24 protein-coding genes and 2 pseudogenes are annotated in these 20,848 nt (G+C 70.0%); 14 read left to right on the forward strand and 12 right to left on the reverse strand.

The genetic code is table 11. The features are described from left to right. The 7 genes and pseudogenes from G3I19_RS21455 to serC form a co-directional block, all read left to right on the forward strand. Positions 1 to 442: pseudogene (locus tag G3I19_RS21455) on the forward strand (ATP-binding protein); the annotation flags it as partial. Then, positions 439 to 840 (forward strand): roadblock/LC7 domain-containing protein, encoded by a 402-nt coding sequence (locus tag G3I19_RS21460; RefSeq protein WP_164265305.1) that lies wholly within the window; start codon positions 439 to 441, stop codon positions 838 to 840. The pseudogene G3I19_RS21455 and the gene G3I19_RS21460, both read left to right, overlap by 4 nt. Beyond that, on the forward strand, positions 837 to 1,211 hold the full coding sequence (locus G3I19_RS21465; RefSeq protein ID WP_343235164.1) for a DUF742 domain-containing protein: 375 nt from the start codon (positions 837 to 839) through the stop codon (positions 1,209 to 1,211). The genes G3I19_RS21460 and G3I19_RS21465 overlap by 4 nt, the downstream gene beginning before the upstream one ends. Continuing rightward, positions 1,192 to 1,803: an ATP/GTP-binding protein gene (locus tag G3I19_RS21470; RefSeq protein WP_164265306.1), complete on the forward strand. Its 612-nt coding sequence runs from the start codon at positions 1,192 to 1,194 to the stop codon at positions 1,801 to 1,803. The genes G3I19_RS21465 and G3I19_RS21470 overlap by 20 nt, the downstream gene beginning before the upstream one ends. After that, on the forward strand, positions 1,800 to 3,014 hold the full coding sequence (locus G3I19_RS21475) for a cytochrome P450 (RefSeq protein ID WP_164265307.1): 1,215 nt from the start codon (positions 1,800 to 1,802) through the stop codon (positions 3,012 to 3,014). Before G3I19_RS21470 ends, G3I19_RS21475 begins: the two co-directional genes overlap by 4 nt. A gap of 46 nt (positions 3,015 to 3,060) precedes the next feature. After that, positions 3,061 to 4,302, forward strand: a complete 1,242-nt coding sequence (locus G3I19_RS21480) for a cytochrome P450 (RefSeq protein WP_164265308.1) — start codon at positions 3,061 to 3,063, stop codon at positions 4,300 to 4,302. A 135-nt stretch (positions 4,303 to 4,437) separates the two neighbouring features. Continuing rightward, positions 4,438 to 5,556, forward strand: a complete 1,119-nt coding sequence (gene serC / locus G3I19_RS21485; RefSeq protein ID WP_164265309.1) for a phosphoserine transaminase — start codon at positions 4,438 to 4,440, stop codon at positions 5,554 to 5,556. 102 nt (positions 5,557 to 5,658) lie between these two features. Here serC and G3I19_RS21490 read toward each other — a convergent pair whose 3' ends face one another. After that, positions 5,659 to 6,186, reverse strand: a complete 528-nt coding sequence (locus G3I19_RS21490; RefSeq protein WP_164265310.1) for a GNAT family N-acetyltransferase — start codon at positions 6,184 to 6,186, stop codon at positions 5,659 to 5,661. Positions 6,187 to 6,285: 99 nt separating this feature from the next. After that, entirely contained in the window at positions 6,286 to 7,278 is a 993-nt protein-coding gene (locus G3I19_RS21495; RefSeq protein WP_164265311.1) for a WD40 repeat domain-containing protein, read from the reverse strand. A 44-nt stretch (positions 7,279 to 7,322) separates the two neighbouring features. On the opposite strand from G3I19_RS21495, the gene G3I19_RS21500 reads away from it, so the two are divergent. The 3 genes from G3I19_RS21500 (at position 7,323) to G3I19_RS21510 (ending at position 9,844) form a co-directional block, all read left to right on the forward strand. Continuing rightward, positions 7,323 to 8,159 carry a GDSL-type esterase/lipase family protein gene (locus tag G3I19_RS21500; protein ID WP_239074652.1) on the forward strand — a complete coding sequence of 279 codons (837 nt, stop codon included), beginning with the start codon at positions 7,323 to 7,325 and terminating at the stop codon, positions 8,157 to 8,159. A gap of 122 nt (positions 8,160 to 8,281) precedes the next feature. Then, positions 8,282 to 9,343 carry an ADP-ribosyltransferase gene (locus tag G3I19_RS21505; protein ID WP_164265312.1) on the forward strand — a complete coding sequence of 354 codons (1,062 nt, stop codon included), beginning with the start codon at positions 8,282 to 8,284 and terminating at the stop codon, positions 9,341 to 9,343. A gap of 102 nt (positions 9,344 to 9,445) precedes the next feature. Further along, positions 9,446 to 9,844, forward strand: coding sequence for a hypothetical protein (locus G3I19_RS21510; protein ID WP_164265313.1), 399 nt, complete (start codon positions 9,446 to 9,448; stop codon positions 9,842 to 9,844). Positions 9,845 to 9,869: 25 nt separating this feature from the next. On the opposite strand, the gene G3I19_RS21515 is transcribed toward G3I19_RS21510, so the two are convergent. The 4 genes from G3I19_RS21515 to G3I19_RS21530 form a co-directional block, all read right to left on the reverse strand. After that, positions 9,870 to 10,898 (reverse strand): 2-dehydropantoate 2-reductase, encoded by a 1,029-nt coding sequence (locus G3I19_RS21515; RefSeq protein ID WP_203599853.1) that lies wholly within the window; start codon positions 10,896 to 10,898, stop codon positions 9,870 to 9,872. 255 nt (positions 10,899 to 11,153) lie between these two features. Continuing rightward, on the reverse strand, positions 11,154 to 11,666 hold the full coding sequence (locus tag G3I19_RS21520; protein ID WP_164265314.1) for a DinB family protein: 513 nt from the start codon (positions 11,664 to 11,666) through the stop codon (positions 11,154 to 11,156). Positions 11,667 to 11,750: 84 nt separating this feature from the next. Beyond that, entirely contained in the window at positions 11,751 to 12,716 is a 966-nt protein-coding gene (locus G3I19_RS21525; protein WP_164265326.1) for an aldo/keto reductase, read from the reverse strand. Between the two features lie 153 nt (positions 12,717 to 12,869). Further along, positions 12,870 to 13,418, reverse strand: a complete 549-nt coding sequence (locus tag G3I19_RS21530) for an isochorismatase family protein (RefSeq protein ID WP_164265315.1) — start codon at positions 13,416 to 13,418, stop codon at positions 12,870 to 12,872. Between the two features lie 498 nt (positions 13,419 to 13,916). Here G3I19_RS21530 and G3I19_RS21535 point away from each other — a divergent pair, with 498 nt between their 5' ends. After that, a complete protein-coding gene (locus tag G3I19_RS21535; RefSeq protein WP_164265316.1) occupies positions 13,917 to 14,591 on the forward strand; it encodes a hypothetical protein in 675 nt (224 codons plus the stop codon). A 73-nt stretch (positions 14,592 to 14,664) separates the two neighbouring features. On the opposite strand, the pseudogene G3I19_RS21540 reads toward G3I19_RS21535, so the two are convergent. The 4 genes and pseudogenes from G3I19_RS21540 to G3I19_RS21555 form a co-directional block, all read right to left on the reverse strand. After that, positions 14,665 to 14,874, reverse strand: a pseudogene (locus G3I19_RS21540) (NTP pyrophosphohydrolase); the annotation flags it as partial. Positions 14,875 to 15,135: 261 nt separating this feature from the next. Further along, positions 15,136 to 15,789 (reverse strand): class I SAM-dependent methyltransferase, encoded by a 654-nt coding sequence (locus G3I19_RS21545; protein ID WP_343235165.1) that lies wholly within the window; start codon positions 15,787 to 15,789, stop codon positions 15,136 to 15,138. A gap of 90 nt (positions 15,790 to 15,879) precedes the next feature. Next, positions 15,880 to 16,356 carry a pyridoxamine 5'-phosphate oxidase family protein gene (locus tag G3I19_RS21550; protein ID WP_164265317.1) on the reverse strand — a complete coding sequence of 159 codons (477 nt, stop codon included), beginning with the start codon at positions 16,354 to 16,356 and terminating at the stop codon, positions 15,880 to 15,882. A gap of 149 nt (positions 16,357 to 16,505) precedes the next feature. Continuing rightward, positions 16,506 to 17,099, reverse strand: coding sequence for a TetR/AcrR family transcriptional regulator (locus G3I19_RS21555; RefSeq protein WP_164265318.1), 594 nt, complete (start codon positions 17,097 to 17,099; stop codon positions 16,506 to 16,508). 115 nt (positions 17,100 to 17,214) lie between these two features. Here G3I19_RS21555 and G3I19_RS21560 point away from each other — a divergent pair, with 115 nt between their 5' ends. After that, positions 17,215 to 18,132: a TIGR03620 family F420-dependent LLM class oxidoreductase gene (locus G3I19_RS21560; RefSeq protein ID WP_164265319.1), complete on the forward strand. Its 918-nt coding sequence runs from the start codon at positions 17,215 to 17,217 to the stop codon at positions 18,130 to 18,132. A 100-nt stretch (positions 18,133 to 18,232) separates the two neighbouring features. Here the strand turns inward: G3I19_RS21560 and G3I19_RS21565 are convergent, their stop codons facing one another. Beyond that, the gene (locus G3I19_RS21565) at positions 18,233 to 18,709 is read right to left on the reverse strand and encodes a nuclear transport factor 2 family protein (protein ID WP_164265320.1); all 477 of its coding nucleotides are present in this window, start codon (positions 18,707 to 18,709) and stop codon (positions 18,233 to 18,235) included. 316 nt (positions 18,710 to 19,025) lie between these two features. Between G3I19_RS21565 and G3I19_RS21570 the strand changes: the two genes are divergently transcribed. Both G3I19_RS21570 and G3I19_RS21575 read left to right on the forward strand, forming a co-directional pair. Then, positions 19,026 to 19,307: a hypothetical protein gene (locus G3I19_RS21570; RefSeq protein ID WP_164265321.1), complete on the forward strand. Its 282-nt coding sequence runs from the start codon at positions 19,026 to 19,028 to the stop codon at positions 19,305 to 19,307. Positions 19,308 to 19,450: 143 nt separating this feature from the next. Then, the gene (locus tag G3I19_RS21575) at positions 19,451 to 20,446 is read left to right on the forward strand and encodes an aldo/keto reductase (RefSeq protein WP_164265322.1); all 996 of its coding nucleotides are present in this window, start codon (positions 19,451 to 19,453) and stop codon (positions 20,444 to 20,446) included. 131 nt (positions 20,447 to 20,577) lie between these two features. On the opposite strand, the gene G3I19_RS21580 is transcribed toward G3I19_RS21575, so the two are convergent. Further along, on the reverse strand, positions 20,578 to 20,848 hold a 271-nt coding region (locus G3I19_RS21580), incomplete at its 5' end, for a 2'-5' RNA ligase family protein (RefSeq protein ID WP_275402766.1).

Below are 20,848 nucleotides of genomic sequence, written 5' to 3' on the forward strand. Positions count from 1 at the left end.
CGCAGCCCCGCTGCCCGCCGAGGCCCCACGGACCACCGGAGCCCCGCAGCCCGCACCGGCCCCGCTGCCCACCCGCTCATCTGCGCCCGCGCCCGTACCCGCCGGCGCAGAGCCAGAAGCACCGGCCGCCGCAGCCCATGCCGGAGCCGCAGCGCAGCCCGCCCCCGCAGAACAGAACAGCACCGCACTACACAACAGCGCCGCACAACAGAACAGCACCGAGCCCGAACCGGCTCACTCCACCGCCGAGCTGGGTGAGAGCGGGCTGCCCAAGCGGCGGCGCGGCCAGACCATGGCGGCCGCGCATCCGGACGGCACCCGGATCCCCGGCTCGTCCAAGCCCGTCGACTCCACCTCATCCACGACATCCGCCGCCAGGTTCAGCACGTTCCGCCAGGCCGTACGTGGCGATTCCCCGAACCCGGAAGGCAGCAGCTCATGAGCACGACCACCACCGACGAGAAGCTCAACTGGCTCCTGGAGAGCCTCCTTGAGCGCACCCCGGGCACCCGGCACGCCCTGGTGCTCTCCCGTGACGGCCTGAAGCTCTGCCGCACATCGGCGCTCTCCGTCGACCAGGCCGACCAGCTGGCCGCCATCTCGGCCGGTATCCAGTCGCTCTCGCACGGTGCGTCCATGGAGTTCGGCGACGGCACCGGCGGCGTACGGACCGCGATGGCCGAGTTCTACGGCGGTGTGCTGTTCATCGTCGAGGCGGGCGACGGCGCCCACCTCTCCGTCGTCGCCGACGAGACCGCCGATGTCGGCCTCATCGGGCACAACATGAGCGAGCTGGTCGAGCAGCTGGGCGAACACCTCAGCGCCGAGCCGCGCGCGTGACCGCCCCCGTGCCCAGGCCGAGGCCGGGCCGTGACGACGATCCGGACCGCCTCTACACCGTCACCGGCGGGCGCAGCCGGTCCGACGCCACCGCCTTCGACCTGGTGACCCTGGTCGTCGGCGAGTGCGACCCCACGCCCGGTATGCAGTCCGAGCACGCCACGATCCTGCGGATGTGCGGCCGGCCCACGGCCGTCGTGGAGATCGCGGCCGCGCTGAAGCTGCCCGTGTCCATCACCCGGATCCTGCTCTGCGACCTGCTCGACACAGGCCGGATCAGCGCCCGCCACCCGCGCACCGCACGCGGCGCCGACAGCCTTCCCGACCCTCATATCCTGGAGCAGGTGCTCGTTGGACTCCGCAGCCTCTAACCAGAACGCCCTGGCCGGCACCGCCGACAACGGTCTCAAGATCGTCATCGTCGGCGGGTTCGGCGCAGGGAAGACCACCATGGTCCGGTCGGTCAGCGAGATACGTCCGCTGAACACCGAGGAGACGATGACGCAGGCGGGAGCCGCCGTCGACAACCTCGACGGGGTGCACGCCAAGACCGCCACCACCGTCGCCTTCGACTTCGGCCGCATCAGCATCGACGAGCGGACGATCCTCTACCTCTTCGGCGCGCCCGGCCAGGAGCGCTTCTGGTTCCTCTGGGACCGGCTGTTCTCCGGCACGCTGGGCGCGGTCGTTCTGGTCGACACCCGCAGACTCGCCGACTCCTGGTACGCCATCGACCGCCTGGAGCACCACGGCACCCCGTTCATCGTCGCCTGCAACGACTTCGGCGGCCCGGTCCACTCCCTGGAGCAGCTCAGGGAGGCGCTGGACCTCTCCCCCGAGATCCCGCTGATCGACTGCGACGCCCGGGACCGTACGTCGAGCAAGTACGTCCTGATCACCCTCCTCCAGCACCTGCACGCCCTGTCCTCAGCGACGTCCGCACGGGAGCCAAGCACCACATGACCACCGACACCCCGCCCACCCCGCTGAGCGGTCCGCGTTTCCAGACGGAACCCACCCAGCTCTACCGGGAGATGCGGCGCGCGCACGGCCCGGTGGCGCCGGTGCTGCTCGACGGCGACATACCGGCCTGGCTGGTCCTCGACTACCGCGAACTGCACCAGGTCACCGCCGACCCGGTGCTCTTCAGCCGGGACTCCGACCTGTGGAACCAGTGGGACAACATCCCCGGGGACTGGCCGCTGCTGCCGATGATCGGCCACAAGCAGCCGTCGATCCTCTACACCGTGGGCGAACGGCACCGCGAGCGCGCCGCGATGATCGGCGACGCCCTGGAGTCCGTGGACCCCTTCGAACTGCGGCGCATCGCCGAGCAGTACGCCGACGAGCTGATCAACTCCTTCTGCGGCAAGGGCGATACGGAGATCATCGGCCAGTACGCGATGCTGCTGCCGGTCCGGGTGCTCGCCCGGCTGTACGGGTTCCCGGACGACGAGGGCCCGGCCCTGGTCAAGGCGTTGAACGACATGATCGACGGCCGTGAACTCGCCCTGGCGGGACAGCAGCACCTCGCGCGGTCGATGGCCGGTCTGCTCGCCGCCCGGCAGGCGTCGCCCGCGGAGGACGTCGCCTCGCACATGCTGGGCAACAAGGCGGGCTTCACCGTCGAGGAGATCGCCCAGGACCTGATGGTCATGATGGCCGCCGGCCACCAGCCCACCGCCGACTGGATCGGCAACTCGCTGCGGCTGATGCTGACCGACGACCGGTTCGCCGCCTCGCTCTCGGGCGGCCGGCACAGCGTCGCGGAGGCGATGAACGAGGTCCTCTGGGAGGACACCCCCACCCAGAACGTCGCGGGCCGGTGGGCCTCGCGCGACACCCACCTCGGCGGCCGGCACATCCGGAGCGGCGACATGCTGCTGCTCGGTCTCGCCGCCGCCAACTCCGACCCGCAGGTGCGCACCGACGGTTCGGCGCTGACCGGCGGCAACAACGCCTTCTTCTCCTTCGGCCACGGCGAGCACCGCTGCCCGTTCCCGGCCCAGGAGATCGCGGAGGTCATCGCGCGTACGGGGATCGAGGTCATCCTCGACCGCCTCCCCGACGTCGACCTCGCGGCCCCGGGGGAGAGCCTCACCCGGCGCCCCTCCCCCTGGCTGCGCGGCCTGTCCACCCTTCCCGTCACCTTCACTCCGGTCCCCGCGCTGTGACCCGAAGACCCTCGGAGCACGGCCGTTCCCGCCACAGGAGGCACAGATGAGCTGCCCGGTCGACCACGGAAGCCACGCCGAGAGCATCGCCCTGGACCCCTTCGTCCAGGATCTGGACGGCGAGAGCGCCGCCCTGCGCGCGGCGGGCCCGCTGGCCCGTGTGGTCCTGCCGGGCGGGGTGGCCTGCTACGCGGTGACCCGGCACGCGGAGGCCAGGCAACTGCTCACCGACTCCCGGCTGGTGAAGGACATCGACGTCTGGGGCGCCTGGCAGCGCGGTGAGATCCCGCTGGACTGGCCGCTGATCGGACTGGCCAACCCGGGCCGCTCGATGCTCACGGCCGACGGCGCGGAACACCGCAGGCTCCGTACGCTCGTCGCACAGGCGCTGACCGTGCGCCGGGTGGAGCGGCTGCGCGCCGGTATCGAGAAGCTCACCGGCGGGATGCTGGACCGGCTGGCGGAGGTGCCGGCCGGGGAGACCGTCGACCTGAAGGCGGAGTTCGCGTACCCGCTGCCGATGAACGTGGTCAGCGAGCTGATGGGCGTCGACGCCGTCGACCACCCCCGGCTGAAGACCCTCTTCGAGAAGTTCTTCTCGACGCAGACACCACCGGACGAGGTCCCGCAGATGATGGCGGACCTCGGCGCGCTCTTCTCGAAGATCGTCGAGTCGAAGCGGGCCCAGCCGGGCGACGATCTGACGAGCGCGCTGATCGCGGCGTCCGAGGACGGCGACCACCTCACCACCGAGGAGATCACCAACACCCTCCAGCTGATGATCGCCGCAGGCCACGAGACGACGATCAGCCTGATCGTGAACGCGGTCGTCGCCCTCCAGACCCACCCCGAGCAGCGCCGGATGGTGCTCGCGGGCGAGGTCCCGTGGGAGAACGTCGTCGAGGAGACACTGCGCTGGTCGACGCCGACCTCGCACGTCCTGATCCGCTTCGCGTCCGAGGACATCGAGGTGGGCGGCACGGTCCTGCCGAAGGGCGAGGGCCTGATCGTCTCGTTCGGCGCGATCGGCCGCGACGAGGAGACGCACGGCCCGACGGCCGGCGACTTCGACATCACCCGCACCCCGAACCGCCACATCTCCTTCGGCCACGGCCCGCACGTCTGCCCCGGCGCCGCGCTCTCCCGCCTGGAGGCGGGCGTCGCACTGCCCGCGCTCTTCGGCCGCTTCCCTGAACTGCATCTGGCGGTCCCCGCGGCGGAACTGCGCAACAAGCCGGTGGTCACCCAGAACGATCTCTTCGACCTGCCCGTGAAACTCGGCGGCTGAACCGCACCTGCCGCCCCCGGGCGCGGGCGAGCCACGAGGGCGGGGCGGGGCACCGCCGTCGCCCGCCCCGTGGCGTCCGTCTCAGCGGCCGGACCCTCTGTCCGCAAACGCCCGGAACCGGCTACGCTCCGGCTCGTGGCTGAGATCCGGATTCCCGCTGACATCAAGCCCGCCGACGGCCGTTTCGGCGCGGGCCCCTCCAAGGTGCGTACGGAGGCGCTGGACGCCCTCGCCGCGACCGGTACTTCCCTGATGGGCACCTCCCATCGCCAGGCCCCGGTGAAGAACCTGGTCGGCGCCGTGCGCGCAGGCGTACGCGACCTCTTCCAGCTCCCCGACGGGTACGAGGTGATCCTCGGCAACGGCGGATCCACCGCCTTCTGGGACATCGCGACCCACGGACTCATCGAGTCCAAGTCGCAGCACCTCAACTTCGGTGAGTTCTCGTCCAAGTTCGCGAAGGCGTCGAAGCTGGCCCCGTGGCTGGCCGAGCCGACCGTGATCGCCTCCGACCCGGGCACCCACCCGGACCCGAAGGCCGAAGCGGGCGTGGACGTGTACGCGCTGACGCACAACGAGACCTCGACGGGCGTCGCGGCCCCGATCAAGCGCGTCACCGGCGCCGACGAGGGCTCCCTCGTCCTGGTGGACGCCACATCGGGCGCGGGCGGCCTGCCGGTCGACATCGCCGAGACCGACGTCTACTACTTCGCCCCGCAGAAGTCGTTCGCCTCCGACGGCGGCCTGTGGATCGGTGTGTTCTCACCGGCCGCACTGGAGCGCGCGGCGCGCATCCACGCCTCGGACCGGCACATCCCCGAGTTCTTCAGCCTGCCGACGGCGATCGACAACTCGCTCAAGAACCAGACGTACAACACCCCGGCCCTCGCCACGCTGTTCCTCCTGAACGAGCAGCTGACCTGGATGAACACCCAGGGCGGCCTGGACTGGACGGTCGGCCGCACAGCGGCGTCCGCGCGCACCCTGTACGGCTGGGCCGAGCAGTCCAAGTACGCGACCCCGTTCGTCACCGACGCCGCCAAGCGCTCGCAGGTCATCGGCACCATCGACTTCGCGGACGAGATCGACACGACGGCCGTCGCGAAGGCGCTGCGCGCCAACGGCATCGTGGACACCGAGCCGTACCGCAAGCTGGGCCGCAACCAGCTGCGGGTGGCGATGTACCCGGCGATCGACCCGAAGGACGTCGAGGCACTGACGGCCTGCATCGACTACCTGATCGAGCAGCTGTAGGGCTCTCGCGTCACGGCATACCCGAAAGGGCCCCGGCAGCCACTGAGCAGGCTGCCGGGGCCCTTCGGCGTACGGGGCAGGGCCACAGGGACTGTCCGGCGATCATGCCGCAGCCCCGTGCGGCGGCGACCACCGCCACCGCGCCTCCCCGTCCTGCCACTGCCCCGTCGGTCCGAGCCCCACCGCCCCGGCCACGGCGGCGGACGCCGCATGGTCCGGGTGGATGTGCGCGATCACGTCACGCACCCCAGGCACCTCACCCAGCAGCTCCACCAGCCCCGCAGCGGCCTCCTTGGCGATCCCGCGCCCCTGCCACGGCGTGCCCACCACCCACGCGATCTCGGCCACCGGCCCCTGGACAGTTGCCTGTACGGTCCCGGCCAGGACCCCCTCCGTACGCAGCCGGATCACCCAGTTCCACCAGGTCACCGCGGGATCCGGTGAACCGGCGGCCTGACGTGTGTACCGGGAGCGCAGTTCGTCGACGCTCGCGGGACTGCCGCCGATGAAGGTATGGAGGCCCGGATCGGACAGCACCCGGGCCATCTCCTCCGCGTAAGCGGGCCGGAGCGGCAACAGATCGAGCCGCTCGGTGGAGAAAGCCGCGGGTTCATTCGTCGGGGTACCCATGCCCGGAGGCTAAGGGCTGCCACGGTCCTCCGTCCGGGCCGGAGCAACCGGCCCGGCCCGCCGCCCCGCCCGTGGCGCCCGCCTCACCTGCGGTGCATCTCACCTCCGCCGTCCGCCGAACAGCCGCTTCGCCCCCATGAACAGCAGGAACAGCACGGCGAAGACCCCGATCCCCCACGCCGTCGGAGAGCCGCCGGAGCCGTCGGCTCCCGTGTCCGATGAGCTTCCGCTCCCGGACGACGACGTACCGCCGCCGTCCGATCCCTTCGGCTTCTCCACCGGGAAGCGCAGCACCCGGCTCTGTGCCCCCTCGGAGCCCATCATCAGCGCCGATCCGTCCGGTGTGTACGTCACCGACTCGGCCTGCCCCTGGAACGGCACGCCCAGCTGGTGCTCGGTGCCGAGTCCGCCGCCCGGCTTCCAGTCGTACGACTCCGCCCCCAGATAGCCCCGCAGTGTGAGCTGCTTGCCGTCCGGCGAGAACGCGCCGTCGGTCACCCACGGCACCTTGTCGATCCGCCGGAAGACGTTGGTCTTCGACGCCGACAGCTTCGCGGGCCCCACGTACAGACCGCCCTTGGTCTGGTTCTTCGACGCGATGTAGACGCGGCCCGTCTTCGGGTGCACCATCAGCGCCTCCGCGTTGCGCGGCCCGTCGGCGTACTTGACGGTGAACTGCGTGGCCCTGACCGTCTCTTCCTTCTTCAGCTGCTTCGGCTCGGGGAAGCGGTAGATCCAGACGTGGTCCCAGCTCCCGTCCAGGTTGTCACCGATGTCACCGACGTAGATGTCGCCGTCCGGCCCGATCGAGATCGCCTCGACATCGCGCGGCGCCCCGACCCCGCGCATCGTGACCCGGGCCACGGTCTGCCCGGTCTTCGAGTCCACGGCGTAGACGTACGGGCCGTCGCTGCTGTCGTTGTGGGTCCAGTAGATCCCGGGGTGGAGCCGGCTGGCCGCCAACCCGCTGGACTCCGTGATCCGCGGATCCTTGATGGTGAAACCGCCGTCGTCCGCGGCCGCCGGCACAGCCGGGACAAGGGCGAACAGGACGGTGGCCGCAGCCCCGGCGACGTACTGAAGCGAACGCATGCCCCCAAGATTGCCACCCCCGTGCCATCGGCGATGATGACGGGATGCGTCTGAGGATGATGTTCGTCGGTGACTCGATGACCATAGGCCGCGCCGGCGACTACACCTGGCGCTACCGCATGTGGCAGCACCTGGGCGACAGCTGCGAGATCGTCGGCCCCCGCACCACGCTGTACGAGCCGGACGCGGAGCCGGGCACGGAGCCAAGTCCCGCGCCGGGTACGGCGTCGAGCGCCCAGCCGCACACCGCCGAGCAGCACACCGCCGAGCCGTACGCCGCCCAGCCGCACACCGCCCAGCCGCACACCGCCCGGCCGGGCACGGCGTACGCGGACCCCGCCTTCCCCGCCGAGGCCCGCCGCCATCTGTCGGGCTGGGGCGAGGGCTGGCAGCACATGGCCCCGGTCATCCGCGAGACCGTCGCCGCGCACCGGCCCGACCTGCTGCTCGTCTCCCTCGGACTGATAGACCTCGGCTTCTACACGGACGCCGGACAGACCGCCCGCAACGCCCGCCGCTTCCTGGCCGAGGCGCGCGAGGCGAACCCGCACATCCGGGCGGTGATCCTCCCGGTCATCCCGAACATCCGCGCCGAGACGGACGCGCCGTTCGCCGCGGAGGTCGCGCACTTCAACGTGCTGCTGGCGAAGACCCTCGCCGACCTGGACGAACCGCGTTCACCGCTGCTGCTGGCCTCGCGGCCCCCGTCGTACGACATCCACACCGACACGTACGACGGGACGCACCCGAACCAGAGCGGCGAACGGAAACTGGCGCGCGCCTTTGCGGAAGCACTGCACCAGGGCTGGGGCATCGGCGGTCCTTACGCGCCGGAGGGAAACCCACCAGCCGTACGGGGCACAGCCGTCGCGGCCCTGTGACTTGCCCTCGGGCTTGGCCCAACGGACCTGGACAGCGGTGATGACCGAAGGTTCTCATGGGAGCGCCGTATCCGGTCTCGGGCGCCTCCCTGGGACCCGCCGAACTTTTCCCGAGGACCGCAATGCGCGAACGCAAGGAGCGGACGTCCAGCACCGCTCACCTCCGCAAATCAGCCGTCACCGCACAGCGAGCCGGGGTGACCGCATCGGCCGAGCACCTCGCGTCGGCCAAGCCCTTCGCCTCGGCGAAGCCGATGACGGCTGACGCCATGCGGACCCTCCAGCGCACCGCGGGCAACGCGGTGGCCTCCCGCCAACTGGCCGTGCAGCGGGCCCCCGGAGTGGGGGACGCCTGGGACGACTCCAAGGTGTTCAAGGACCCCAAGGACGCCATCAAGTACGGCAGGAAAGTCTGGGGCGGCGCCCTGGACCAGATGAGCGGCCGCGAAGAGGAAGCGCTCAGGGACTACACCAACGAGCCCAAGAAGGACTTCCAGCTCGGCTATCCCACGTACCGGGAGACCAACAAGTACCTCCGGGGGCAGTTCGTCGAGAACGCCGGCAAGCACGGTATCGACGACGTGAAGGCTCATGTCAGGAGGCTCGGCCGGGCCCTTGAGACGCAGCCGATTCCTCACAACGTCATCGCGACGCGCGGTTGCAACTTCCTCCCGGACGGTATGGCGAAGTCGCCCTGGCGGATGGAGGGGCGCAAGTACACCGAACTCGGGTTCCTCTCCACGTCGCTGGGCCCGAGGCCCGTAGCCCCCTACGACCAGGAACCGTTCATCTTCCGGTACCGGATCCCCGAGGGCACGCCCGCCATGTGGATGGAGTTCATCTCGCACTTCGGCGCCGGCGAGATGGAACTGCTCCTCAAGAACGACTCCAGGTACCGGGTCGACAAGGTCACGCCCTACCAGAACAAGTACGGCGAGGAGCAGTGGTACATCGACGCCACCATCCTGGTCCGCCCGGAGAACGTCGCCGCGGCGAAGGCCAAGACGGCGGCGAAGGAAGCGGCCAAGAAGGGCGGCGGCGGGGGCGGCAAGTACGCCTCGCAAGGCGGCTCGCAGTACCCGGCGGGCTCGTCGCACGGCAAGGGATCGCTGTACGCAAGTGACCAGGCCCAGAAGCACTCCAGCAAGCAGTCGAGCAAGTACGCGAAGTACGACGCGTACTGACCCATACTGGGCGCATCAGGACGTGGGCGCATCAGGACGTGGGCGCGTACGACAGTGACGCGTTGAAGACGCACGAACAGGGACGGACGGCAAGCAACCACCATGAGTGACGGGCAACGACGCAATCCGAGGTTCGAGGAGCCGCTCTCCTTCACCCCCGTGCCGGGCGGCCCGGAAGACTACGCGAACACGGCCGACGGCCCGGTGCGGTACGTGGAGGTCGTCGACGGCCAGGGTCTCCTCGGCTACCTCTGGTTCCAGGACGCGGCGGACGCCGCCGACTTCATCCCCTGCAAGAGCCGGGGTGTCGCGTCGCGGAGCGCCGCCGTGCAGTGGGGCCGGCGGTTGCGCGTCCACAAGGAGAGCGGCCTCACCCCGGCCCAGGCGATCGCCGGCCTGGCCGCCGAGGCGCCCGCCGAGTCCGCAGGCCGGGTCGCGCCGGGCGAGCCGGCCGAATCCCCGAGCGAGTCCGCGCTGCGGGAGCTGGCCGACAGCAAGTGACGGTGGCGTGTCACGGCCGTCTGCTTCACTGCTGACGCAGTGCGTGCAGCAGCTCGGGGCCGGACCAGGAGCGGCGGCCGCCGGGGCGTTCGGCCTCGTGCACCAGGGCCGTGAGACGGGCGTTGACCGGTGCCGTGAGGCCGTGGCGTTCCGCCAGGGCGACGACCTCGCCCTGGAGGCCGCCGATCTCCGTCGCCCGGCCCTGCTCCAGGTCGTCCCACATCGAGGATCGCGCCTGCGCGTCCACCTGGAGGCTCGCCGCGGCGATACGGCGGAACAGGGCGTCGGGCAGCCGCAGAATCCATGGCATGAGCCGGGCCGGTACGGGACCGAGCCGGGCCGGCCGTACCCCCGCCGCGGCGAGCGCCGCCAGCGCCTCCTCCTGGCACAGCGCGAGACATGACCGGTACGGGCGCGCGCCCAGCTCTTCCCGCAGTGGCAGGCCGGACAGCGCGTTCACCGCGTTGTTGAGGTTCATCAGCAGCTTGGCGTGCTGCACCTCAGTCATGTCGTCGCGCGGCTCGACCGGCAGCCCGGCGGCCGTCAGCGCCGCCACGAGCGGGGCCGACGCGGTGCCGCCGTCGAGCATCAGAGAGCCGCCCGTGCCCTGGTGGAAGGTGTCGGGCGCGGTCCGCGCGACGTTGTACGGCACCATCCCGGCGAGCACGGTGACACCCGGGAGTTCGTTCCGCAGCAGACGGGTGTTGTGCAGCCCGTTCTGGAAGCTGACGACGACGGCGCCGGGGCGGAGGCGGCCGGCCAGTTCCCGTGCGGCCGACACCGTGGCCGCGGACTTGACGGTGACCAGGACGCAGTCGGCGTCGGCCACCGCGTCCGGCTCCGTCGTGAGCGCCAGCCGGTCCCGGGGAACGCGGACGGGTGGGCGGCCGCCGCCACTGAGCGTCAGCCCCTCGTGCAGCGCGTCCAGCACGGAGGGCCGCCCGATCAGTGTGACGTCCGCGTGCTGCGCGAGGTGGCCGCCGAGGTAGCAGCCGATGCTGCCCGCGCCGAACACCGCGATCCGCGGCCGCTGATCGCCTGTGGGGTGAGGCATGTCGGCATCGCTCCTGGTCCGCAGTGGTTACCCGAAAGTAGGCGGGATTGGCCCGGGGAGCAAGAGGCCCGGGAGCGACAGGCCCGGGAGCGAGAGGCCCGGGAGCGAGAGGCCCGGGAGCGACAGGCCCGGGACCGGCCATCGCACCGCCACCTCACACACCCGTACCGCCACCTCACACACCCGTAACCGCTCACGCACCCGTACTGCCGCTCACACCCCCCGTACCGCCGTTCACACCCCCCGTACCGCCACTCACACCCCCGTACTGCCGTCGATCCGCTCGCGGATGAGGTCGGCGTGCCCGTCGTGCCGGGCGTACTCGCCGATCATGTGGGTGTAGATCCACCGCAGGCTCACCTCGCCGCCCCTGAACGGAGCGGTGTCGTCCAGCGACCGCGAAGCGCAGTTGGCACCGGCCAGGGCGATCTCGTCCTGCCAGGTCTTCCTGACCGTCTCGAACGAGCGGTCGTCGCTGACGACGAACCCCTCGTCGCGCCCCCGCTGGTCGGCGTGCTCGGCGTAGATGGGTGGCGCGTCCTCCCCTGCCAGCACCCGGCGGAACCAGTTCCGCTCGACCTCGGCCATGTGCTGGACCAGCCCCAGCAACGTCAGCGGCGAAGGCGACACGGAAGCCGTGCGCAGCTGCTCCTCCGTGAGGCCCTCGCACTTCGTGGCCAGCGTGGCCCGGTAGAAGTCGAGCCAGCTCTCCAGGGTCGTGCGCTCGTCCCCGTTCAGGGGCGGCATCGGTCGTTCAGTGCTCGTCATGCCCCACAGCCTGCCAGCAGGGTCTGACAACGGGCGACCCCGGCCCCGACACCCCGTCCCGGGGCCGCCGTTACCGGGCGGGCCTCACGCGTAGAAGTTCCGCTGCCACCGGTGCTTCCCCAGTACGGCGAGCTGGTCCGCGGTCAGCGTCCGTCCGTCGCTGACGGCCGTGTTGCGCTCCACGTTGCGTACGGTCCGCATGCCGGGAATGACGGTGGAGACAGCCGGTGAACTCAGCACGAACCGCAGCGCCGTCTCCGCCATCTCGTCCGGCGCGATGCCGAGATCGGCGCAGATCGCCGCCACTCGCCGCTCGACCTGCGCCGGGCGGTCACCGCGGAAGTAACGGTTGCGCCAGTCGTCCTCGGGAAACCTGGTGTCCGCGGTGATACGGCCGGTGAGGCCGCCCTCGTCCAACGCCACCCGGACCACGACGCCGACGCCGTGCTCCTCGCAGGCCGGCAGCAGCGCGGCGGCGGGCGCCTGGTCGAAGATGTTGTAGATGACCTGCACGCTGTCCACGGCCCCGCTGCGCACGAGCGCGAGGGCGTTGTCGGGATCGTGGTCATTGACGGAGACACCGAACAGGCGGATCTTCCCCTCCTGTTTCAGCGCGGCGATCGTCTCCAGCCAGTCGCCCCGGCCGACCCAGTCGTCGCTCCACACATGGAACTGCAGGACGTCGAAGTGGTCCAGGCCGCTGAGGCGCAGGCTGGTGTCCAGGCTCCGACGGATGTGCTCGCCGGGGAACGCCTCGGCCGGGTCGAGGCCGAAGGGCGGCGGCCAGACCTGGTTCCTGGGCGGCACCTTGGTCGCCACGAGCACCTCGTCACCGGCGCGCTCACGGACGACGCGGCCGACGATCCGCTCGCTCTCGCCGTACCCGCGCGCGGTGTCGATGAAGTTCACACCGAGGTCGACCGCCCGGTGCAGGGCGCGGACGGACTCGTCCTCCGTCGCCCCCACCCAGCTGGACGCACCGATGCCCCAGGCGCCGTAACCGATCTCGGACACGGACAGTCCACTGCGTCCCCATGCGCGGTATCGCACCATCATCCCCCACGTCTTGAGTGTCTCGGCGGAAATCCCCCTGACGGTAGGCGACTTGAAGGAAGCACGCAGCTGCTTTTCACAGCGGCCGGTGACCCGCCCGTCCGACCGCTTCGGCAGCCGGAGTACAGATCACGGATTACGGATTACGGATTACGGAGTCAGGCTGAAATCCACCTCGGCTGCGGGCAGCACCCGTACGCGTCGACCCGGGAATCGGATGTTCCGGAAGATCTCGTTATGGTGCGCGATCGATCGGTCCGGCGGGGCGTACGCCTCGGGCCCGTCCCGTACGGAGGTGGTGTGACCGTCGGCGACCAGCACCACGTCGTACCCGTGACTCAGCGCCTGCCGTGCCGTCGTGTCCACACAGACCTCGGTCGCGAACCCGGTGACCACCACCTCGGTGGCGCCCACCGCCTTCAGGATCGCGTCGAGGCCGGTGCCCAGAAAACTGTCCGGGCTGGTCTTCGGGACAACCGATTCGGCTGCGGTGGCAGCGAGTTCGTCCACGATCCGCCAGCCATCGGTACCGGGTTCGAGCCCCTCGCCCTGGTCCTGGACCAGCACGACGGACACACCTTCCGCCAAGGCGCGTTCGCGGAGACCGGCGATCACGGAGACGGTGTCGGCCGCCCGGTGCGCGATCGCCATGGCCGCGTTCTGCATGTCGATGACGAGGAGTACGGAGACTGGTGGCATGGGCACACGGTAACCACCGCGACGGAGACCGATGGGGCCCGGCGGGGTGCCCCGTCCCGTACGGTGCTCGCCTCGTCCCGCGTCAACACGACGTTCGTGAGCAGCTGCTCCGTCACCCAGCGCCCGCACCCGCCCTGCCCTCGCGGGGTGACCAGGTCTCAGCCGGCCAACGCGGGTGGACGAGTCACACCCTTCTGTGGTTTGTCAGAGGCGTGTCACAGAGCACTGCCTCCCCTGGGACAGCGGTTGCAGGTGTGATCGAATGCAAACGCCCCGGGAAACCCCGGAGCGCACCGGTCCCTTGTGCGGTCCGACCGCACGGCTGCACGGGGTACGGCACGTATCGCGTACGTCGCACCCCGGGCCCACGCCGCCACGCCTCGGACCGTAAGGCGGAATCGTGCGACGCCCCGCATCCAACCCCATAGCGGCCGTGCGCCTGCGACCCGCCCGCAGGAAACCGGCCAGCACACCCCACGCGTAAGGGAGTAGAACGTCATGGCACGACCAGAGTCCCGCAAGAGGGTCATGGGCTGGGCCGCTGCGGCCACCCTGCTGACGGCGGCGCCGCTCCTCGCGGCGTGCTCGGGCGATGCGCACGCACACTCCTCTTCCGCCTCGCACGACAGCAGCAGCCCCTCCCCCAGCGCATCGGACAACTCCGGCGCAGCGGACGGCTCAGGCGCTCCGTCGGACGGCGGCTCCGGCGCACAGGCGGACGACCAGTCCACCGTGTCCTCCGCCGTCGGCGCCTGGGTGGACGCGGTCATCCAGCAGGACGCAAAGCGGGTCTGCCAACTCTCCTCCGTCCCGGGCAAGGGCTCGGAGCCGCCGAAGGCCACGACCCCGCAGATGTGCGACGCGTCGACCACGCAGCAGATGGCCGTCGGCCTGAAGTCCATGAGCAAGGCGTTCACACCGCAGAACGCCTCCGGTCGCCCGAAGGTGAAGGTCGACGCACCCACCCCGCAGGGCGACAAGGCGGTCGTCCCGGCGGCCAAGGTCATGATCGACGGACAGCCGCTGCGGAAGATCCTGCTGTCCCGCTCACACAATGTCGACCCGAAGACCTTCACGTTCAAGACGGAAGCGGACAAGATCAACGGGAAGTGGTACGTCGGTGACTCCGACACCGACAGCGGCACTCAAACACTCAAGCCTCGGACGCCGTGACGAAGAAGTCACGGGTCACAACGGACTCCGATTCCCCGGCAGGCGCCTGACCTGAGAAGCCCCCGGGGCGCCGTACCCCGACCGCCCCACCGAGCATCCAGTTGAGCTGCCCCGGGAAGCGTGAAGCGTGCTCCGGGCGGCGGTGCACGAGAATCCGGACATCGCCGTCCCGGTCCACGATCGTCGCGACACGGTGCGGCCATCCCCGCCGAATCGCCTCCGCCCGGTCGACAACGGCCACCACCCGGTCCTGTTCGTCGACCCGCTCCACCAGTTCGCCCATGGCGCCACGATGGCAGAGGGCGGACTTATGCGCGGCGTACGGCACTTGATCGGGTGGTGCCCGGTTGTTCGCCGGGTAGCACCGAGGCGACTTCGGCATTCCTGGACGGATGAGATACCAGCAGTGGCGGCATGACCGACGCTGACAGGGCGGCGCGCGAGCGGGTCCGGCTTGAAGCCGTGGCTTGACCGACGGCTGCCCTGCCGGCACCGGGACGACCCCCGACTGACCGGGCAGAGGGATGTCATCCGGAGTTCGTGCTCAGTCGAGTGCCCTTCGGGCGTTCTTTGCCTGAAGCACGAGAGTGCTCCACCGGACACCGTCTCGGCCGTGAAGATCGGATCGCTCGCTACTCAAGACCGTCCGCAGGCCGTGTGCAGCACCCAGCTCGGCTGTCTCAGCAGCGGACACGTCGAACATGTGGCGGCCTTCGGGCACAGGCCCGTGGCGGAGGTTGACGAAGAACCGGCCGCCGGGCATGAGCAAGGCGGCGATCCTGGCCATCGCGTGTCCGCGTTCCTCGGCGTTCAGATGCATCCACACCCCAGTGGCGAAGACCGCGTCAAACCGGCCTGGGCACTGGTTCAGCGTCAGGCCAGGGAGAACGTCGTCGACCCAGTCGATTGCGCTGCCCGCATGGATTCGCTGTCCGTGCACCCGCAGCTCCGTCGTCGGCTCGACAGCCACGACGCTATGTCCCAGGGCAACCAACGCGGCGGCATCGCGCCCTGTACCTGCGCCAACATCGAGGATCCGCGCAGGCCCAGAGGGGACCAAGCCCAGTACGTCACAGTGGACCTCGCCGAAGGTGACCTCCTCATACTGGACCGCGAGGGCGTCCGCTGCCCTCGCGTACCCGGCGGTTCCCCTGGCCCGGTCGGTGCTGTCTCCGTCGGCGGCCAATCGATCACTCACGGCGGAAGATTACAGCCCTGCAGATTCTCAAGATCGCCCTGCTGCATGGCCGAGGCGGCCGGATCAGCCCGGCAACGCGGAGCTCCGGCATCACCCATTCAAGTTCAGTAGCGTAGGTGTGGATTCCGCATCCTCAAGGACCGCATAGCTCAGATCGTGGGCTGTCAGCGACGAGGGCGTCAGCCGTAGCCACACCGTGCCGCGCGCCTGTGGGTCATCACGCAGATAGTGGACGAAGCGGGCGTCCCACCGGGACTCGTCGGGGCCCAGATAGCGGACCAGCTTGCGTCGCCCACGGGCCACATCGAAGGGAACGAGCTCGGCGCGCCCACGGGCGATGACCTGGCGGACAAGGCCCGTGTCGATGTCGCACACGTCCACGACAAGAGCGAGCCGCGGTTCTGCGCTCACCCGGTGGAAGAGCTTGGTCCACGGCCCGGTCAGTATCCAGAAGGCGCCCTCCTCCCAGAGAAACCACACAGGCCGCACGGTAGGTCCGTCCGTCGCCACGCGCGCGGTGAGCGGGCGGCCGAGGAAGGCGTCAATGTCAAAAGGTGGGGACGTCATCCGCCCATGCTGGTCCTGCCGGCCGCGAGCGAACACCCCGACCTTCGGCCTACGTCGATCTTCCGAGACGCCGGGTGACGGCCGTGGGCGTGTGCGCATCACTGCCCCGGATGCCCCCGTCACATCCGTTCAGCCGACCGGCACGGTGTTCAACCGGTGCGCCGCGGTGTCCCGTGCGTGGCGTCCAATACCAGGGCCAGCAGCCGGTCAGGCTGTTCCGCGTCCTCGCGGCGGGCCGTGGACAGCGCGATGCCGACGACGAGTTGGACGAGATCGTCGGCCGTCAGGTCGGCGCGGGCCGTTCCGCACTGCTGGGCGCGGGTGAGCAGCCCGGCTGCCGCATCCAGGATCAGTTGATGGCAGTCGACGCCCAGGGCGTCCGGCTCCTCGACCAGCAGAGCGCTGCCCATACCCTGGTTGGCGCGGGCATGGGCCAGGAACGCATGCAGCCATTGCGCCAAGGCGTCGTCGGCGGACTCCGAGGCCGTCAGTCTCTCCGCGTGCTCGCGCAACGTCCCGATCCGGTCCCTGAGTACTGCGGTGAGCAGCGTGGAACGCTTCGGGAAGTGGCGGTAGAGAGTCCCCGGGCCCACGCCCGCCCGGCGGGCGATCTCGTTGAGGGACGCGTCCGGGCCGGCTTCGGCGAACACTTCCTCCGCCGTGGCAATCAGGCGCTCCCGATTGAGACGTGCGTCCGTGCGCCGGGTCCGCTGAGGGGACGTGCGGCCATGGCCGGTCGTCATCACCCTGCCTCCTGCCCCTCGATCGTTCTCCGGGATAGCCAAGCGGAGAAGTTCTCCGTATCGTAATGGAAGCTAACCGGAGACCTTCTCCGGAATGGCTGCCTGAGGAGAACGGATGTCTCGCTCAACACGGACCGGGCTCGGCCGGGTCGGGGTCTGGACCATGGCCTTCGAGGGGCAGCCCGCTGGTCGCGTACAAGAATCGGCCGCTGAAATCGAGGAGTTGGGGTACGGGGCCATCTGGTTCGGGGAGGCGTTCGGCCGCGACACGGTGGGCCAAGCATGGCTTCTGCTGGCGGCGACCCGCCGTACAACCGTCGCGTCCGGCATAGCCAACATCGCCTTCCGGGACCCGATCGCCACCGCCTCCGCGGTACGGACGCTCGGCGAAGCCTTTCCCGGGCGCTACCTGCTCGGGTTGGGCGGGCACCGGGTCGACGACACCGTCCATCTGCTGGACGGCTACCCCGTCCCGGCTCGCGGCAAGGCGGTGGCCGCCATGCGCGGCTACCTCGACGCGATGGATGCGGTACCCGCCCACGGCCCGGTTCCCGACCCGGCTCCGCGTCGCGTACTGGCCGCCCTCGGCCCGAGGATGCTGGAGCTGGCCGCTGAACGCACCTGGGGCGCTCACCCGTACTTCGTACCCGTCGAGCACACCGTACGGGCGCGCAGCATCATGGGCCCGGACGCCTTTCTCGGGGTCGAGCAGGCCGTCGTGCTGGACACCGACATCGGGCAGGCCCGCGAGGTGGCCACAGCACACGTCGCCGGGTACGTCTCCATGGCACCGCACCAGGAGGCGAACGTACGACGGCTCGGCTTCGGCGACGAGGACATCGTCGGCGGCCCGAGCCGGCGGCTGGTCGACGCGATCGTCGCTTACGGGGACACGGAAGCGATACGCCGACGCGTTCAACAGCACCTCGATGCTGGCGCCGACCACGTGTGCCTGCAGGTGCTCACGGCTGATCCGGCCGCGCTGCCGGGTCATGAGTGGCGAGAGCTGGCACCCGCCCTGATGCCCCGTTGATTCCCGTGACGTGTGATTCCCGTGATGCGGTCAATCGCGTCGGGCCGCTGCGGGATATACCCCGGGAGGTACGGGTCGCGACCCGTGATCCGCATGCTCCTCAGGGCGTCGGCGTCCGGGTAACCCCCGGCAGATCAGGTGGCGTTCCCGTGGTCCAGGTCACGGTGATGTTCAGGTGCGCGATGCGCCAGCCGTCAGGGGTGCGCCGCAGTTCGGCCCGGTAGACGCCGCCCACCGTGAAGACGGGCCGGGCGCCCTCGCCCCGTGCTTGCAGGGTTGATTCGTGGTGCACATGCCTCATCAGGGCGTTCCACGACGCCGTGGTCCTCCCCGATGCCGCGTCGGTGCCGACCAGGACGTCCGACGACATGTGCTGCGTACGGGCGTAGCGCTCGATCGCCACCTGTGTGTGCTGCTCGACCTCGCTGCCCCGGGACGTGCCGAGTGGGGTCACCGTCCGCACGTCGTCGGTGAAGTACGCGCCGGCCCAGCCCTCCGCGAACTCCCGGTCGTCCAGAGTGCGGAAGTAGCGGCTGATGAGGGTGGTGATTTCGACGTAATCCGTCTGGTTCTTCATGGTGCGATCCTTTCCCCTCAACCGCGCTTGAGGTCAACACCATGCCGGTCGGCCCCCGAGGTGCATGGTGACGCGTCAACTCACAGGTCGCAGGAGTACCTTGAGGCACCTTCCGGCGCACCAACCCACCCCCACCGCCGGGTGTTCCTTCACACAACGGCCGGGCCCCGAGGGGCCCATGGGCACCTTTCCGGCGCCTTTCCGGCACCTTTCGGGCGCCACAGCGGCGGTAAGAGGCGGGCCCCCCTTCGCACCGAACCCATGTGCGGATAGTGTGAACAGAATGCGAGTTCACTGATCCAACTGTGAGGAAAGCATGGGGAAGGCCGAAGAGCGCAGCACCCTCTACCACGAGTTCCTCAGACTCGCGGGACAGGTCGAGCGGCTCCTGACCACCGACCCGGCACAGACCGGTATGAACCCGGATGAACTGGCGCGCTGGAAGAAGCTGAACCGCGGGCCGGAGGCGAAGACCGTCCTCCACCGCCGCGACTCTCTGCTGATGCCCGGCTGCATACCCCTGTCCGACACCCTCCGCGAGTGGAACGCCCACGCGAAGGAAGTACTCCGGACCGCACCCCAGCAGCCCGCGCGCTGAAACGACCTTCCGGCGACCGCCCGTCGGACCCGGCGCACAGCCGCCTGCCCGCGGCCGTCCTCACGTCGACACGCAGCCGCCTCCCCCTCGGATGGCCCGCGCGTCCTTGATTCGAGCACACTCCAAGCGGTTGGCTGAGGCCCATGAAGTACACGCAGCTTGGACGCACCGGACTCAAGGTCAGCCGACTGGTCCTCGGCACGATGAACTTCGGGCCCCAAACCACCGAGACCGACAGCCACACGATCATGGATTCCGCGCTGGACGCGGGCGTCAACTTCTTCGATACCGCGAATGTCTACGGCTGGGGCGAGAACAAGGGCCGGACCGAGGAGATCCTCGGCACCTGGTTCGCCAAGGGCGGTGAGCGGCGCGACAAGGTCGTGCTCGCCACCAAGATGTACGGGAACATGGGCTCCGCACCGGAGGCATGGCCCAACCACGACAAGCTCTCCGCGGTCAACATCCGCCGTTCCGTCGAGGCTTCGCTGAAGCGGCTCCAGACGGATCACATCGACCTCTACCAGTTCCACCACGTGGACCGGAACACTCCGTTCGAGGAGATCTGGCAGGCGATCGACGTCCTGATCCAGCAGGGCAAGGTCCTCTACGCCGGCTCGTCGAACTTCCCCGGCTACAAGATCGCGCAGGCGAACGAACTCGCCGCCCGCCGCGGCTCGGTCGGACTCGTCAGCGAGCAGTGCATCTACAACCTGATGGAGCGCCGCGCGGAGATGGAGGTCATCCCGGCCGCGCAGGAGTACGGCCTGGGGGTCATCCCGTGGTCGCCGCTGCACGGCGGGCTGCTCGGCGGAGCGATCCGCAAGGAGCGGGACGGCGGCACCGGGCGCAGTGCGTCGGGCCGCTCGGCGGACGCGCTCGCCGACCAGGCCGTACGGGCGAAGATCCAGGCGTACGAGGACCTGCTCGACAAGCACGGTCTCGAACCGGGCGAGGCCGGTCTGGCCTGGCTGCTGACCCGGCCGGGTGTGACGGGCCCGATCGTCGGTCCGCGCACGTCGGAACAGCTGGATTCGGCGCTGCGCGCGATCGAGCTCGAACTGCCGGAGGCCGTGGTGTCCGGGGTCGAGGAGATCTTCCCCGGTCCTGGCCCTTCACCGGAGGCGTTCGCCTGGTAGGCGCCCTCAGTGCCGCCCGCGGGCGGCCGCCGTCACTGTCCGACGGCGGCCGCCACCGCGACGACGACGAACAGCAGCACGAGCACACCGGCCATGATCCGGTTCCTGGTTTTCGGGTCCACGCTCCGAGGTTACTTGCCGGGCCCCAGCGGCCAGGCGGCGACCACCTCGTACCGTGACTGCGGCCCGCTCCGCACAAGCGCCAGTTCCCGCACAGCCCATGGGCTGCTCGCGAAGCCGGCCAGGGCCTCCGCGTACGGGCCGAGTCCGGTGCGGCCGTCGCCGCGGGCGAGGGTGAGATGCGGCACGTACGGGTGCTCGCGCCCCACCGGTACGCCCGCCTCTGCCGCTGCCGCCTCCACCCCGGCGGCCAGCCGCCCCGCCGCCTCCACACCCCCGCCG

The sequence above is a fragment of the Streptomyces sp. SID10853 genome, from assembly GCF_010548145.1.
Taxonomy (GTDB): Bacteria; Actinomycetota; Actinomycetes; order Streptomycetales; family Streptomycetaceae; genus Streptomyces.